Origin of the sequence: Phenylobacterium aquaticum, assembly GCF_022695515.1 — a bacterium.
Classification (GTDB): Bacteria; Pseudomonadota; Alphaproteobacteria; order Caulobacterales; family Caulobacteraceae; genus Phenylobacterium; species Phenylobacterium aquaticum.
Window position 1 is genome coordinate 1 of sequence record NZ_JALDPT010000015.1, and the last position, 15,032, is coordinate 15,032.

Sequence of the window (15,032 nt, forward strand, 5' to 3'; positions counted from 1 at the left end):
CCCGCGAGGGCCAGGGCGCGCTCGCCGGCGCCCTTCAGGCCCTGACCCGCGCCTCGGCCCTGGACGGCGGCGCCGCGCTGGCCGCGCGGGCCGCCCGCGAGCGGATGCGCATGAAGCTGAACTGAGCCCCTGGCCTTGCCGCCCCGCGCGGCCTATCTCAGGGGCCGCCTGTCGAACCCGCGAGGAAAAGCCGATGTCGTTGAAGGTCGCCGTCCAGATGGACCCCCTGGAACACATCCGCATCCAGGGTGACACGACCTTCCTGATGATGCTCACCGCCCAGGAACGCGGCCACAGCCTGTTCGTCTACACGCCCGAGCGCATGTCCCTGGAAGAGGGCAAGGTCTTCGCCCGCGGCCGGTCCGTGACGGTGAAGGACATCGAGGGCGACCATGCGAGCTTCGGCCCCTGGGAGCGCCGCGACCTGTCGGAGTTCGACGTCGTCCTGCTGCGCCAGGATCCGCCCTTCGACATGGCCTATATCACCTCGACCCACTTCCTCGACGTGATCCACCCCAAGACCCTGGTGGTGAACAATCCGACCGAGGTGCGCAACGCCCCGGAAAAGCTGTTCGTGACCGCCTTCCCGGGGGTGCAGCCCCCGACCCTGATCACCTCCGACATCGAGGCGATCTATGATTTCCGCGCCCGCCACGGCGACATGGTGCTGAAGCCGCTCTATGGCGGCGGCGGCTCCGGCGTCGCCCGGCTGCTGGCCGACGACCCCAATCTCGACGCCCTGATGGACCTGCACCGGATGATCGGCCGCGAGCCGGTGATCGCCCAGAAGTTCATTCCCGCCGTGGTCAAGGGCGACAAGCGCATCCTGCTGGTCGACGGCGAGCCGGTGGGCGCCATCAACCGCGTGCCCGACAAGGGCCAGATCCGCTCCAACCTGGCGGTCGGCGGGCGCGCCGAGGCGGTGGAGATCACCGAACGCGACCATGAGCTGTGCCGCATCATCGGGCCGGAGCTCAAGGCCCGCGGCCTGATGTTCGTCGGCATCGACGTGATCGGCGACTATCTCACGGAAATCAACGTGACCTCGCCCACCGGCGCCCGCGCCCTGAAGCGGTTCACTGGCATCGACGCCACCGAGATCCTCTGGAATCGCGTGGAGCAGATTCGGGCCACAGCCTAGACTTGTCTGTGAAGAGGCGGCCCTAGGTCACGGAATCGTCTCGTCTTCTTGAAAAGTTCTATATTTGTTCTTGATCCGACCCGCAATGCGTGCTGGGGTTGTGGATAAATCGTGCCCATTTTGAGGGATCACAACCATGGCCGCTCGCGTCGTGACCGTCGCCTTCCAGGGGGTTGAGGCGCGCCGGGTGGACGTCGAGGTTCAGCTCACCGGCAACGAGAGCTTTTTCGTGATTGTCGGCCTGGGCGACAAGGCAGTGGGCGAGAGTCGGGAACGGGTGCGCGCCGCCTTCGCCGGCCTGGGCCTGGCCCTGCCGGCCAAGCGGATCATCTGCAATCTGGCGCCGGCCGACCTGCCCAAGGAGGGCAGCCACTACGACCTGCCCATCGCCTTGGCGATCATGGCCGCCATGGGGATCATTCCGCCTGACGCCCTGTCCGGCTGGGCGGCCATGGGCGAGCTGTCCCTCGACGGGCGCGTGGTTCAGGCGGCGGGCGCCCTGCCCGCCGCGGTGGCCGCAGGCGCCATGGGCCTGGGGCTGATCTGCCCGGAGGCCTGCGGGGCGGAGGCCGCCTGGGCGGGGGACACCGCCATTCTCGCGGCGCCCTCGCTGATCGCCCTGGTCAACCACTTCCGCGGCCAGCAGATGATGTCGCCGCCCCGGCCGGGCCCGCTGATTGAGGGCGCCGCCGTCCCCGACCTGAAGGACGTCAAGGGCCAGGAGAACGCCAAGCGCGCCCTGGAGATCGCCGCGGCGGGGGGACACAACCTCCTGTTCATCGGCCCGCCCGGCTCCGGCAAGTCGATGATGGCCGCCCGCCTGCCCGGCCTCCTGCCGCCCCTGTCGGCGACCGAACTCTTGGAAACCTCCATGGTCCATTCGGTGGCTGGGCTGATCGCCAAGGGGGAGCTGACCCGGGCGCGGCCGTTCCGCACGCCGCACCATTCGGCGACCATGGCGGCGCTGACCGGCGGCGGGGTGCGCATCAAGCCCGGCGAAGTGTCCCTGGCCCATAACGGCGTCCTGTTCCTCGACGAACTGCCGGAGTTCAGCGCCCAGGCCCTGGACAGTCTGCGGCAACCCCTGGAGACCGGGGAGGTCACGGTCGCCCGCGCCAACGCCCATGTGCGCTATCCCGCCCGCTTCCAGCTGATCGCGGCGGAAAACCCCTGTGAGTGCGTTGCCTTTCCAGCATCATTTCCAGGAGGAGTGAAGAGGAGGATGATTTCAACATCCTCCTTTCCGACCACGATGCGGTCGGTGATGGTTTCGACGATCTGTCGGCGTTCAGGGAAAGGAAGGGCTTTCCAGCGGGACGCCAGATCGCGCGCTTCGTTCAAGGTGGTCTCCCGAGACAGGATGCCGATCCGCAGGACATCGACCTCCGCCTGAAGGCGCGGAATCTCCTCTTCGAGCTGCTTGCGCCGTGCCGAGAGCGGCCGGTGCAGCGGGCCGAAGTCCTCCTTGGTGACCCCGTCAGCGAGATAGAGCTGATAGAGCTTGTCTGCCTCGGCCTGCACCTTGCGCAGCTCCGCCTCAGCGGCTCCGACCAGCGCCTCCTTCTCGCGAATGCTCTCGCTCGCCGCCTCCATATGCGCCGCCACCTCGTCAGGCGAGATCAGGAACTCATTGAGCTGCGCGCGGTAGACCTCTTCGAGATCGCCGACAGGGATCTTGTTGCGGCAGACCGAGCACACGTACTTGGGCGAGTTGGACCACACGTACATCTTCGTCCCGCACGTGCAGAAGGCGTAGCCGGCGAAGAGGTGCGCGGTGCCGCGCCCCGGCGGGCGGCTGCGGTTACGGGAGTTGCACCGCTCCCAGAGCTCCTCTGGTACGATCGCCTCGACCTCCTGGTACACCCACTCGCTCTCGGGCTTCATGGTCCAGGCGCGGCGGTTGTCGGTGGTCTGGGTGTAGTTCACCCGCCGCACGCCCTTGGCCGTCGTGTCTTCGAGCAAGCGGCTGACGCTGCTGTCGGTGAACTGTGCGCCCTTCCGGGTCCTGTAGCCGCGCTCGTTCAGAATACGCGCCACGCGCTTGATGCGGCGATGCTGATCGAACAGTTCGTACATGAGGAGGCGCACCGGAGCCTCATCCGGATCCGGCACGAGCTTCTTGTCCTGCCAGCGATACCCGTAGGGAGCTGCGCCGCCTGTCGTCTTGCCGAGTTTCGCGCGGATCGAGACGGACGCCGATACGCGGTCTGCGATCTCCTCGCGTTCCCACTGCGCCATGGCCGCGATCATCGTGAAGAAGAGGCGGCCAGCGGGCGTCGAGGTATCGATGCTCTCGGCCAGGCTCACCATGTCCGCGCCGCACGCCCGGAAGGCGTCCGCGAAATCGAGAAGCTCCTTGGTGTTGCGTGCCAGCCGGGCCAACTTGGAGAACACCAGCGCCGAGATGCGCCCGCTCCGGAGGTCCGCGAGCATGCGCTGCGCCTCCGGATGGCCCAACACGGCCTTGCCGGAGACGGCCTCCAGCCGGTACACCTCGACAACCCGCCAGCCCTTAGCTTCGGCATAGGCGCAGGCCCGCCGCTCGTGGTGCTCGGGGCTCTCCCCCCGCGCCTGGTCTTCGGTGGACACCCTGATCCAGACGCCTACTTCCTTGGTGTCGCGAACCGCTTCATTCCGCATCGCGCGCTCTCCCCGTGAAGAACAAAGAGAATACACCACCGCACGTTCAGAGTGAATCTTGCAAACTGATCAATCGCCCCCCACCTGCCCTTAACAGGCGCTGCAATGAGGGGTGACCCATGGCGACGAACACGAACAACGGCTTCCGCAAAGGCTCGGTCTCCGGCCGCAGCCAGGTGAAGAACCCCAAGACCGGGCTCTTCGTGAAGCGCGACGACAGCACGGGCAAGTTCATGGCCGTGAAGACGAGCGGAGGCGCCTTCAAGGGCGTCGCGAAAGAGCGCGACGGACGCCGCTCCTAAGACGCGAGGGCGCGAAGCGTCGCGTCGAGCGTTGGCGCCGACGCCCCCTGAGAGCACGCATCGACGGTCGTGACGTCGTGGCGCCAGGAACGTCGGCGAGAAGCACAAGCACGCCCGGCGAAACGTTCGCAAGTCCCGACCTCACCCCTTTCACACCCCCATTGTCCCGACGGGCTCCTCCCCTTCGGCTGGATCTCCGCGCGATCCAATCGAAGAGGCACGGCGACGCTTGCGCGATACGCCGTGCTTCCGTGGACTTATGAGGCGTCCATGAGCCCTTCAAAGAGCGTGTTCGCACCGAGCTGATAGTGGGTCTGGACCAGAGCGGCGGCGCTAAACAGCGCCATCCGACGATCTTGTGAGCGCCAGTCACCGCGCGTTCGCGGCAGCTTGTGGGCCAGCACATCGATTTGCCGCGCGACCGCCTCGGCGACCTCCTGGCGAGTCCGAGCGCCGACCGTCGCGTAGCACCTAAGAACATCGTCTCGGGGATAGACCGCGACCTCGATGTTGCGGGCCTGGGCCGCCGCAGCCATCGCCTGATGCAGGCTCTCCATTCGGACGGTGCGCTGGACCTTCGGATTGGTGGCCTCTAGCACCAGGGTCTCTGGCTGGAGGCGGTCGAGCAGGTTCTCGAACGCGCGCATCGAACGCCGATTCTTATCGCCCCGCACAAAGACCAGGCCCCAGTCATAGGCCGCGAAGGGCGCCTCGAAAGCGATCCATCCGAAGCCGCGACCATTGGGGCAGACACCGAGCGTCAAGCTCTTGGACAGCGGGCGCACCGTCATGCGGGTTCAGCGGATATCCCGCGTTTGACCATCGCGCTGAGCAGGCTGAGCTTGCGACGCGAGACCGGGTCAGTCGCGTGTCGCAAGGCCTCGTCGAGCTTGGCCGCGCGCCGCATGACCGCCTCTTCGATCTCATGATGAAGGAACGGAAAGAGCCTGCGTCCGCAGTGCCCGAAGATCACTTCGAGCGCCATCAGGGTGCGGGCGCTGGGCGTCAAATCTCCCCGCTCGTAGCGGGAGATGACGCTGCGCCCGACGCCCGTGAGGGTCGCCAACTCCCGCTGTGAGAACGCCCAGCCTTTGCGGCTTCCGGGCAGTTGATTTTGTTTTCGCATAGGCGCGACAGCTAGGGTGTCGCCCGTGACTAAGGCGGGGCGACTTTCCTATTTTCGCCGGTGCAGACCCTGACCGCCAGAGTGCGCAATGTTCGCGCCAGGAACCTTCAGGCTGTCGCCGCCTGGTCGGTCGGCGGCGTGATGCCGAACCGCGCGGCGAGCGCGCGCACATGCGGGCGAGCTTCGGGGGGCAGGACCGAGACGCCGTGAGACTTCACGGTCTTGAGCTGCAGGCGTGAGCGCAGAAAAGATCCAACCCAGCGATTGGGCATGGACTGGCCAAGCTCGAAGACCGCCTGGGCATTGAAGCGCTCGGTGATGGCCGAGAGCGCCGCCATGCCGTTCGCGCTCTGCTCAAAAACCTCCAGCACCGTCGAGATCATGACCGTTTCCCAGGACACCGCTGGCGCGGTCGGCATGGCGGCGTGCTCGGACCAGACCTGTTCAGCGATCGCTCCACGCAGGTCCGGGTCATCCACCAGGGACAATAGGGGCAGGAGCATCTGTTGCGCGCGATGGCTAAGCCCGCCAGGCGGAGGCGCGGCCACGCCTTCCTGCGGCCGGCCAAACTGGAAGCGCCAGGCCAGCAGCTTGTCGCGCAACGCTTGAGCCTCACGGTGCGCGGCGTCGGGCAAGGCGATGGGGATATTGGCGCGCAGCGGCCGGCCGCCGGTCTCTTCAGTCAGGAAGCGGCTCTCCAGCGCCACGTCCGCGAAGCGCTCGCGCATGCCGATGAGCTTGGGCCCAAAGACCCGAAAGGCCTGAGGGTTCAGTTCGCGGTGGCGGTCGGTCATGGTCCTCAGCACCGGCATGCCCTTGGTCGTGCCGTTGTTGAAAATCTTGGTGAGATCGGCGGTGGCGTCAGACAAGCGGAAATCCGCTTCATCGAGCACCAAGGTGCCCCGAAAGGCCTCCAAGACATGGAAGATCGGGGAGAGGGTGGACGCGCCCGAGGCGAAGAACGGCCGACAGCAGACCGCGCCAATGATCGTCAGGGCTCGGGTCTTGCCCGTCCCGAACTGCCCGCGAAAGCGCAGATAGGGCATCTCGTTGAAGGTGTCATAGACCCAAGACAACAGGATGTAGTGGGCGGCGATCTCTTCATAGAGCGGCGACAGATCGACATAGCGGTGGAGGTAGGTCTGGATGTCCCCCAGCAGCGCGGCCTTGGTGGTGAAGACGCCGATCGCCGAAGGTAGGCGCACGCAACCGGTGGCGATCAGGTTGTTCTGAGCGGAATAGGGGATCAGCCGCTCGCCGTCGCGCGGCGTGTACTCGCTCCGCAGCTCCATCGCACCATTGGGAAAGCCTATCGCCAGCGCGGTCGTTCGAGCCTCTGGATCATAGACCAGCTCGACGAGGACGCCGTCCTCCAAGACCTCCGAGACCGTGGGCTTCGCGCCTTCGCCGTACATATGTCAGAAGCCTAACCCGGCCGCGCCCGTCGCACCCGAGGGCGCAATGTGCGGGGCGCGCACCCTGCGCGGCCTGGCGCATCGCCGCCCATGGTCTAGGCTGGATCGTGACGCCTGCCCCTGAGCGCGACTCGCGCGATGTCTGGGGGCGCCGTAAGATTTCTCAGACGCCCGTCGTCACTTCCCTCTATGTCCCGCCGCCGCACCACCCAAGACCGCGACCGCGTTTGCGATGTCACGTCCCTCCCCACCGTTCCCGCCGTGGAAGGGGGCGTTCGGGGGCCTGGGGGGCTTCGGGGACTTGGGGGTCCGGGGGGAGGTCACAGGCGCTACTTCGTCTATTGCCGCAAATCCTCCGAGGCGGAGGAGCGCCAGGTACAGTCCATTCAATCCCAGCAGGAGGAGCTTCGGCGCATTTTCGGCGACGCCGCGCTCGAGATCGTCGACAGCTTCGAGGAGGCGCGCAGCGCAAAATCGCCAGGTCGTCCGGTGTTCGAGGCGATGATGGCGCGCATTGAACGGGGCGAGGCGGATGGGATCATCGCCTGGGCCCCGGACCGTCTGGCGCGCAACTCCATCGATGGCGGTCGGATCGTCTATCTGCTGGACCTGGGCACGCTGCGGGACCTGAAGTTCGCGACCTACACCTTCGAGAACAACTCGCAGGGCAAGTTCATGCTGCAGATCATGTTCGGGCAGTCGAAATACTATTCCGACGCCCTGTCGGAGAACGTGAAGCGCGGCAACCGCACCAAGGCGGCGCGGGGCTGGCGACCGAACATGGCGCCTTTAGGCTATCGCAATGACCCGGTGACCAAGACTATCGCCATCGATCCCATATATTTCACCCTGGTCCGCCGGATGTTCGATCTTGTGCTCTCAGGGGGCCGGTCCTCGCGTGAAATCGCCCGGATCGCGCGGGAGGACTGGGGGATGCGATCACCGCAGCGGCCCCGCAGCGGCGGGCGGCCCATTGGCACCAGTTCGCTGCACAAGATGCTCACCAACCCCTTCTATGCCGGGGTCTTCGTCTGGGAGGGCGAGCTGCATCAGGGCAAGCATGCGCCGGTGCTGACGCTGGAGGACTTCCGCCGCGTCCAGGAGCTCCTGCGGCGGCCCACGCGTCAACATGTCCGGAAGAACAGCTTCGCCTTCACAGGTCTGATCCGCTGCGGGGCGTGCGGGGCGACCATTACCGCCGAGCACAAGACCAACCGTCATGGCCGGCGCTACATCTATTATCACTGTAGCCGCCGCAGTGGCCCGACACCCTGCCGCGAGCCCAGTGTTCGGACCGAAGCTCTGGAGGCCCAGATCGCCAGCTTCGTCGGTCGCCTCGGCATTTCGCCGTCGGTCGAGCGATGGGTGCTCGGGCGATTGGAGCGCGCGTCTGCTGGAAACGTGGCGAGTGTCGAGGCGGTGCGCGAGACCCTCAGCCAGGCGCTTCGGGAGGCCCAGGCTCAGATCAGCCAGCTGCTGGACCTGCGGCTTCGGGACTTGATTGGGGATGAGGAGTTCGTCGCGCGACGCACGGAGCTCCAACGCACCGCGATAGACCTCGCCCAGCGCCTTGAGGCGCAAGACCGCCAGGTTGATCTCATCCCACCCTTCCGAACCCTGGTTTCAGCCAGTCATTTAGCGGGTGAAATGTTCTTCAAGGTGGACGATGAGACCAAACGCCTGATCCTGCGCACCATGTGCTCATCCCACCCTTTGCTGAAGGGCAAAATCCTCAGTCTTGAGGCCGCGAAACCGTTCGCCGAAGTGGCGAGATTGGCTGCGTGTCCACGACAGCGGGCTGGCGTAGACACTTTCACCACCCCTGAGGCCCTGGCGCTGATGGATTCGCTCACGGAGGAAGGCCGCCGCCCTCGGGTGGGGACGCTTGTGTCAGCTCTAGAGTCTCAAGGTCGGGCGCGACCGAAGGTGACGCGGAACGCCGCGTGAGACGCTCGTAGAGGGCGATGAGGTTGTGAGCGATCACCGTCGCCTCATCTCGCGAAAGCCCTTCGCCGCCGTCAGCCGCACAGGCTTCCATCAAACGGTCGATGTCGTCGGCGTTGAACAGCATGACAGCATGATGCCAGCGCACACGGCCCCTGACCTGGCGGCGCTTCGTGCGTGCACCGAACTTGGCCGCTGGATGATGTTGACCTGACCTCCCCCAGCTCCCCTACGTCCCCGATATCCCCGGCGGCGACGCCGCGCGGCGCGGCGATCCTTCGCAGCCGCGCCGACCCCCAGCGCGCATGGCAGGAGCCGCCCGATAGGACAGCCCCCGCTCCAAGCGCCTAGTCGTCCGACGCCTCGATGACTTGATCGGGCATCCTTAGCAGCGACGGTAACCACCGCTGGCCCTTGAGGATGGCTTCGGCCGCCTCCGCCATCGGCTCCTTTTTCAGCCCTTCGATCCGGCGGACCTGTTCTTGGCCCGCGCCTTCGGCCACGGCGGCAAGGATATGGGCCTTGGTGACCCGGCCGAGATAGGTCTCGACCGTGGGCTCCCAATAGTCGGCCATGTCGAGACCGAGCGCGAGGGCCAGTTGATCGGCCTGGACGACGCTGGGCGCGCGATGGGCTCCGATCTGGATCGCATTGACCGCGAGGCTGACGCAGTGCGCCAGGAGGGCCAGGAGCCGATCCTGCGAGAGGGCCGACAGGTAGGACCAGAGCGCCGACGAGGTGGTGGGAAGCTCCGTCGCCCAGCCTGCATGCCGCGCCTCGATAGCCTTGCCGGCGTCCGTCTCCGTGCTCCAGGCCGGCAGGGCGGTGAGGGTGAGACGAAGCTGGAGACAGGACTGCGCGCGTCGGTCGAGCCCAAAGGCTTGCAAGACCAGCGCATGGGCGATCGCGATCAAAGCGATGTCGGGCCGATCCCCCAATGTGGCTTGCAGGGCCGCTGTCCGCTGAGCGGTCAAATCGGCGACCAAACGCTCGGCCAAGGCGCGTGGCTCGCCTTCGCCTTCTTCGGACTCGTCGTCGTTCGCCCACGATCTCAGAGGGAGGCTGCCGTCTTCGGCATCGTCTTCATGCGCCGTGCTATCCTCGTCCTCCCGCCGCACGAACCCGCATTCGATGCGGGGCGCACCGTCCTGACCCAACAGCACGAACGCGCCGGCTCTGGCGATATCCTCCGCGTCATAGGCGATCTGATGAGCGTCCAGGCCGTCTAGCTTATCGGCCAGCCGGTCCAGTTCCTCGGACACCGTCGGGTCCAGGTCCTCGTCCTCTTCATGCGCGGAAACGAGCGCATCATAGTCGGCCTGGAGCGCCTGCCGGTGCGCCTCGACCTCATCCGTCAGGGGCAGGCGTTGCGGATAGACCCGCCGCAGGCCCTGGACGGGTGGCATGTCGAGACTGGCGCTCGCCCACTTCCAGCCCTGGCCGCGCACCTCCTCAGTCAGAGCAACCAAGCGCTCCAAGGCGAGCCGTTCGAGCAGGAGCGGGTCGGCGAAGTAACCGCCATGGTCCTCGGAGAAGAGGTCGCGTTCGATGACGCCTCCAGCCGCCATGTAGGCCTCCGCGCCCACCAGCACCGCGCGGCGGTCCCGTGCCGACACCCGATCCTGGGTGAGCACCCGGCGGATGAGGGCCGGCTCCTTGTTCCAAGAGAGACTCTCCCAGGCCGCCTCCTGACGGTCGATGTCGCTGGTGATGGTGAAAGCCATCAGTTGGTCGAGGCTCATCTCGCCGGCGCGGTAGAGGTCGATCAGCTTGGGACTGACAGTCGCCAGCCGCAGGCGTTGGCGCACCACGGTGGCGGTGACGCCGAACCGGGCGGCGATCTCCTCAGGCCCGAAGCCGCGTTCCTGGGCCAGGGTCTGGAACGCCTCGAACTGATCGGCGGGGTGCATGGGGAAGCGGGTGACGTTCTCGTCGAGGCTGATCTCGAAGGCGTCATGGGTCACATCGACGATGCAGCGCACGAGCGCAGCCTTGCCGATCTCCTTGCGCTTGGCCCGCAACGCCAGGGCTTGGCGACGACCCTCGCCGACGGTGACAAAATAGAAGCCGGTTCCTTCGCCGGCCGCATCACGTTCGGGCTCCACGACCGGCGGCTGGATCATGCCCTTGGCGGCGATGCTCGCCGCCAAGGCTTCGATATTGGCCGGGGTATGGGGCGTCTTGCGGGCGTTGCGGGGAGACGGCTTCAGCCTGTTCAGCGGCACGTCCAGCACAACGCCAGGATCGGGGTTGGTGTCAGGGGTCGGGATTGTGAGTTGGGTCATGGGAGGAGCTCCAATGGATAAGGGTCGAAGAGCGTCTGCGCTCTGCGGCCCTGCCCGTCGGCGAGACTGGGGGTAGCAAGGGCCAGGACGACCGGCGGGAGGGGGATCGCCCGGTCTGCACGGAGCCGAAGGCGGAGGAAGACCGGGGAGACCCGCCGGGCGGCGGCCGCAGGCCGCGCATCCTGGCCGGCGCGAGGGGCAACGCCCCTTAGCTCTTGCGGCGTGCAGGTCGGCTAGGGCGGCGGTGAATTTACCCCAAAGGCGCAGCGCCCAACCCCAGGTGGGTGAGATCATCTGGCCTGAGGGTCCGAGCGCTGAAGGGCGGGCTCGGCGTGCCGTCGATCATCAGCTTGAGATAGATGTGCTGGTTGGGGAGATTCAGCAGGTCCTCGACCTCGAACTGCGGTTGGAATTCCTTCGCCAGCACCTGGGCGTCCTCCGGCCCGACTCGAAAAACGATCAGGGTCGCGGCGTTGCCCAGCACCGCGTGGCGGATGTCGGGGTCGAGCTGATGCAGATGCTGATGGGCCAGAGTGAGGCCGACGCCATATTTGCGCAGCTCCGACATCATGTTGATGACCGAGAGCGTGGTGAAGCTCTGAAACTCGTCCAGATATAGGATGAAGGGCCGGCGCCGCTCAGCGGCCAGCTCGGCGCGGCTGAAGGCGGCCAGGCTCAGAGTGGAGGCGATCAGGCCGCCGAGGATGTGAGCGCTATCCTCCCCGATCTGGCCTTTGCAGAGATTGACCAGCAGGATCTTCCCTTGGTCGATGAGCCCGCGAAACCGCAGATCGATGCTGGGCTCGACGAGGATCCGATAGAGCAGCGGATCGGACAGCAAGGCGCCCAGCTTATTCTGGATCGGGGCGATCGCCTCGGCGCGCAGGCGGGCGGGATAGTTCTCGTATTCGTAGCGCCAGAAGTCCCGAACGGTTGGATTGCGCAGCTGACGGACCACCACCTTCCGATAGTCGTCGTCCTGCAGCAGGGTCAGGATGTCGGGCAGCCGCGCGTCAGCCTGCTCCAGGAGCGCGTAGAGACAATTGCGGAACACGTGCTCCATACGCATGCCCCAGGCGTCCGGCCAGAGCTTGCGGAGCGTCTCCAGCAGCCCTGACACCGCGAGCGGAATCTTGTCCTGCCGGACCCTATGGAGGGGATTGTACCCGAAGGGCTGACGAGGATCGGCCGCGTCCAGATAGATCAGCCGCGCGCGCGCTTCGCGCGGCAAGGTCTCAGCCAGGCGAGTCGCCAGGTCGCCATGCGGGTCGACGAGGGCGAAGCCCCGCCCGTCACGAGCGTCCTGGTAGGCCATGGCCTCCAGCAGGGTGGACTTCCCCACGCCGGTCTTCCCGACGATATAGACATGCGAAAGTCGGTCGGCCTGATGAACACCGAAGGGTTGGTCTGTGCGGCGGAAGGTCGTCCGGCCCAAATAGGTGACATCATCAGCCATCGACCCATTGTCACGCCAGGATGAGGACACCGCACGACGGCGCTCTGTTCGTCATCGGAACCCTGTTCGGCCGGGTTGCGACGTCCGTGACGCGACTTCCCAGCCGGGGGATGCAAGAGTTCGTCCATGTCTGCTGGCGGGCGTCGACGACGTTCGAACCCAAGAAGTCATTCGCGAGCTTGCAACGCGCCTTACCCAAGCGATCCAGGAAGACCCGCAGCGCGTGCGAGGCCTTCGGATGTTGTGCGAGCGCATGAGCGCTTCGGCGCCTATGCGGCTTGCTGCGTAGAGCTCTGCGCAACGTCCCCATCGTCCCCCATGTCCTGCGGCAGCGGACGGGAGATCGTTCGATACAGCGCGACTAGGCGCTGCAACTGGATCGCCGCTTCGCCTCGGGACAGGCGTTCGCCATAGGACTTCTCCCAGGCGGCGATGAAGCTATCGAGATGATCGTCGGAAAAGTGCGTCACGGGCGGTGATTGCATTACTGCGCCCGAATACTACGACCTGGACGGAAGATGAGGCGTCAGGGCCACAACGAGCTGAGACCGAAGCGCCTCCAGCTGCGATTCTCCATCAGAGTCAGGCTGATTGAGCGCCTGGGTCACGAGATTGAGGTATGTTGCCTTGGCTATACCGAGTTTTCTACAGAGAACATCAAGGCACTCTTTTCCAGGAACCACTCGAAGAACATCCTCAACTGTTCCGTTCAATGCAGTAGCGGTGTCAGCCTGATGACTATCGAATAGCACGCCGACGTCTGGAACCGCCCTACTGAGATCAACGGCTGTGGTGAAATTCACCCGGGTGGTTGCAAGATCGGCGCCGGATTTGCCGAGTTCGCGAGCCCGACAAGCGCACAATCCGCGTCTCGCTTCGCTCGCTCTAAAATGAGCTTATTCAAGCGGACGCCGGTGAAAAGCCCTCGCACCTCGGTATCGAATGCCGCATAGGCGGCGGGAAAATCGACAAACGCAACGTGCGCCGCTACCGCTTCAGCAACAGCTCTCAGGCAAAGCAGACCCTCAATCTCATGGGCGGGAAGGACGTGCAGGCCATCTGCTGAAAGTTTCGTGAGATAGGATTCCGGCCAGTAGTCCCTCTCCACAACCCCAAGGGGGACGGCGTTCGCGATAAGGGGGTTGGCCTTGAATACCGAAACAGCCTGACGAACCTCAGTGCAACTCCCCACCGGCACCACGACAGAACCTGGGCTCTGAAACCACGCCCCATAGACATGAATATCGGGGCTTCGGTCGTACTTGCCTTCACAAAAAATGATGCGCTTCGCGACCACCGACAGACTGGCTGCGCCCAATATGCTCTCGTAAAGCGCGGGCGGGATGGGTGCGTTCTCTGGAACAAGTTCCACTTCTGTCGGGCTGCGGACGATGCCAATGCGGGCGTTGGCGCGTGACAGGGCGAATGGCAAATCGTGGGTTATGTAGATGAACCGGCAATCTGGCCGCTCAGCTTCGATAATGTCCCAGAATGCTCGAGCCAACAGAGCGTGAAAGTGAACCTCTGGCTCGTCTACGATGACGACGCCGGGGGCCGCGCGCAGGATGCGCGTTATCAGATACATCGCGCCGCGCTCGCCATCGCTCATCTGATTGGCGCTGTAGGGCTCGGTTGTTCGGTCGGGATGCTTCCAACTAACCTTCGGCTCGTAGGTGGATAGGTCCAATTCGCGGCCGGGAAATATCAGAGCCCAAAGCCGAGTAAGCTTCTGAAGACGGGTGACTTCTGGCCCCTCTGCACCCTGCCCCCGAGCTACCTTGTCGCGGAATTCGACTGCCGATTGGGCGTCTTCAGCTTTAAGTTCTGAGAGCACGAAGGTGAGCTCTGAGACCATCTGCCATGGGTTGGACTTACCTTGACTAATTTGACTGTCCGCGTTGCTCTTAGCATCCTCTCTCTTCTGATACGGAATTGATGTGTCGAACGAGAGTGATCGCAGTGCAGGTACTCGGTCATAGTTGAATTGCTGCACCAGCGTCGTGCCGAAGCGTGTCTTTCCAACTCCATTTGGGCCGATCAGAACGAGGGCGCGCGCCCACCTAGGACCGTGCCATTCGGGAGAGTTAGGGGCGTCTCGGGAAAGTTTTCCGGGTGCATGATTCTATTATAGCGAGCGGCGCATGTACCGCCACCTGCGCCGGATTTGCATCACATACCTCACCGACTTGAGGGGCATTCAACCGGCGACGTGACGCGACCTCTAAGCTCCGGCGCATTGGCGAATGTCGAGACTTCCCGAAGCCGCGCCTCAGTCTTGTAGACTAGCCAAGGCGTCAATTTTGGACGCCTTGACAGAAATGCTGGCGGGCGTCGACGAAGTTCGAACCCAGGAGATCATTCGCGAGCTCGCGACGCGTCTTACGCAAGCGATCGAGGAAGACCCACAGCGTATGAAGGGGCTTCGTATGCTGCGCGAGCGCATGAGCACTTCGGCGCCTATGCCGCTTGCTGCGTAGAGCTCTGCTCAAGGTCCCCATCGTCCCTGATGTCCTGCGGCAGCGGGCGGGAGATCGTTCGATACAGGGCGACCAGGCGCTGCAACTGCACTCCAGCTTCTCCTCGGGACAGGCGTTCGCCGTAGGACTTCTCCCAAGCTCCCGCGAATATGTTCAGCTGCTCTTCCGAATAGGCCATCAAGACATCCTGCAGGAGCCGCGTGTAGCTCGGTAGGCGTCAGGCAGGAGCGTCCCGCTCTCTGCTGC

12 protein-coding genes and 1 pseudogene are annotated in these 15,032 nt (G+C 64.9%); 4 read left to right on the top strand and 9 right to left on the bottom strand.

What is annotated here, in order from left to right:
- The first annotated feature begins 193 nt into the window (after positions 1–193).
- Both gshB and MQH10_RS12500 read left to right on the top strand, forming a co-directional pair.
- On the top strand, positions 194–1,141 hold the full coding sequence (gene gshB, locus MQH10_RS12495) for a glutathione synthase (protein WP_242564375.1): 948 nt from the start codon (positions 194–196) through the stop codon (positions 1,139–1,141).
- A gap of 136 nt (positions 1,142–1,277) precedes the next feature.
- A pseudogene (locus MQH10_RS12500) lies at positions 1,278–2,321 on the top strand (YifB family Mg chelatase-like AAA ATPase); the annotation flags it as partial.
- On the opposite strand, the gene MQH10_RS12505 reads toward MQH10_RS12500, so the two are convergent.
- Positions 2,273–3,781, bottom strand: coding sequence for a recombinase family protein (locus MQH10_RS12505; protein ID WP_242564376.1), 1,509 nt, complete (start codon positions 3,779–3,781; stop codon positions 2,273–2,275). The pseudogene MQH10_RS12500 and the gene MQH10_RS12505 overlap by 49 nt on opposite strands.
- A 119-nt stretch (positions 3,782–3,900) precedes the next feature.
- On the opposite strand from MQH10_RS12505, the gene MQH10_RS12510 reads away from it, so the two are divergent.
- On the top strand, positions 3,901–4,083 hold the full coding sequence (locus MQH10_RS12510) for a hypothetical protein (RefSeq protein ID WP_242564377.1): 183 nt from the start codon (positions 3,901–3,903) through the stop codon (positions 4,081–4,083).
- A 257-nt stretch (positions 4,084–4,340) separates the two neighbouring features.
- On the opposite strand, the gene MQH10_RS12515 is transcribed toward MQH10_RS12510, so the two are convergent.
- From MQH10_RS12515 to MQH10_RS12525, 3 genes are all read right to left on the bottom strand, one after another.
- Positions 4,341–4,874 carry a hypothetical protein gene (locus MQH10_RS12515; RefSeq protein ID WP_242564378.1) on the bottom strand — a complete coding sequence of 178 codons (534 nt, stop codon included), beginning with the start codon at positions 4,872–4,874 and terminating at the stop codon, positions 4,341–4,343.
- Positions 4,871–5,149 carry a helix-turn-helix domain-containing protein gene (locus tag MQH10_RS12520; protein WP_242564379.1) on the bottom strand — a complete coding sequence of 93 codons (279 nt, stop codon included), beginning with the start codon at positions 5,147–5,149 and terminating at the stop codon, positions 4,871–4,873. Before MQH10_RS12520 ends, MQH10_RS12515 begins: the two co-directional genes overlap by 4 nt.
- A 167-nt stretch (positions 5,150–5,316) precedes the next feature.
- A complete protein-coding gene (locus tag MQH10_RS12525; protein WP_242564380.1) occupies positions 5,317–6,624 on the bottom strand; it encodes a hypothetical protein in 1,308 nt (435 codons plus the stop codon).
- 189 nt (positions 6,625–6,813) lie between these two features.
- Here MQH10_RS12525 and MQH10_RS12530 point away from each other — a divergent pair, with 189 nt between their 5' ends.
- A complete protein-coding gene (locus MQH10_RS12530; protein WP_242564381.1) occupies positions 6,814–8,571 on the top strand; it encodes a recombinase family protein in 1,758 nt (585 codons plus the stop codon).
- 344 nt (positions 8,572–8,915) lie between these two features.
- Here MQH10_RS12530 and MQH10_RS12535 read toward each other — a convergent pair whose 3' ends face one another.
- From MQH10_RS12535 to MQH10_RS12555, 5 genes are all read right to left on the bottom strand, one after another.
- Positions 8,916–10,802: a ParB/RepB/Spo0J family partition protein gene (locus tag MQH10_RS12535; RefSeq protein ID WP_242564382.1), complete on the bottom strand. Its 1,887-nt coding sequence runs from the start codon at positions 10,800–10,802 to the stop codon at positions 8,916–8,918.
- 301 nt (positions 10,803–11,103) lie between these two features.
- Entirely contained in the window at positions 11,104–12,309 is a 1,206-nt protein-coding gene (locus tag MQH10_RS12540) for a type IV secretory system conjugative DNA transfer family protein (RefSeq protein WP_242564383.1), read from the bottom strand.
- 269 nt (positions 12,310–12,578) lie between these two features.
- Positions 12,579–12,794 (bottom strand): hypothetical protein, encoded by a 216-nt coding sequence (locus MQH10_RS12545; protein ID WP_242564384.1) that lies wholly within the window; start codon positions 12,792–12,794, stop codon positions 12,579–12,581.
- Between the two features lie 314 nt (positions 12,795–13,108).
- Entirely contained in the window at positions 13,109–14,302 is a 1,194-nt protein-coding gene (locus MQH10_RS12550) for an AAA family ATPase (RefSeq protein WP_242564385.1), read from the bottom strand.
- A gap of 464 nt (positions 14,303–14,766) precedes the next feature.
- Complete coding sequence (locus MQH10_RS12555) at positions 14,767–14,964, bottom strand: hypothetical protein (protein ID WP_242564386.1); 198 nt, start codon at positions 14,962–14,964, stop codon at positions 14,767–14,769.
- Positions 14,965–15,032 lie beyond the last annotated feature (68 nt).

Coding starts and splice junctions, on each gene's coding strand:
- gshB (WP_242564375.1), top strand. CDS start 194: ATGTCGTTGAAGGTCGCCGTCCAGATGGACCCCCTGGAACACATCCGC.
- MQH10_RS12505 (WP_242564376.1), bottom strand. CDS start 3,781: ATGCGGAATGAAGCGGTTCGCGACACCAAGGAAGTAGGCGTCTGGATC.
- MQH10_RS12510 (WP_242564377.1), top strand. CDS start 3,901: ATGGCGACGAACACGAACAACGGCTTCCGCAAAGGCTCGGTCTCCGGC.
- MQH10_RS12515 (WP_242564378.1), bottom strand. CDS start 4,874: ATGACGGTGCGCCCGCTGTCCAAGAGCTTGACGCTCGGTGTCTGCCCC.
- MQH10_RS12525 (WP_242564380.1), bottom strand. CDS start 6,624: ATGTACGGCGAAGGCGCGAAGCCCACGGTCTCGGAGGTCTTGGAGGAC.
- MQH10_RS12530 (WP_242564381.1), top strand. CDS start 6,814: ATGTCCCGCCGCCGCACCACCCAAGACCGCGACCGCGTTTGCGATGTC.
- MQH10_RS12540 (WP_242564383.1), bottom strand. CDS start 12,309: ATGGCTGATGATGTCACCTATTTGGGCCGGACGACCTTCCGCCGCACA.
- MQH10_RS12545 (WP_242564384.1), bottom strand. CDS start 12,794: ATGCAATCACCGCCCGTGACGCACTTTTCCGACGATCATCTCGATAGC.
- MQH10_RS12555 (WP_242564386.1), bottom strand. CDS start 14,964: ATGGCCTATTCGGAAGAGCAGCTGAACATATTCGCGGGAGCTTGGGAG.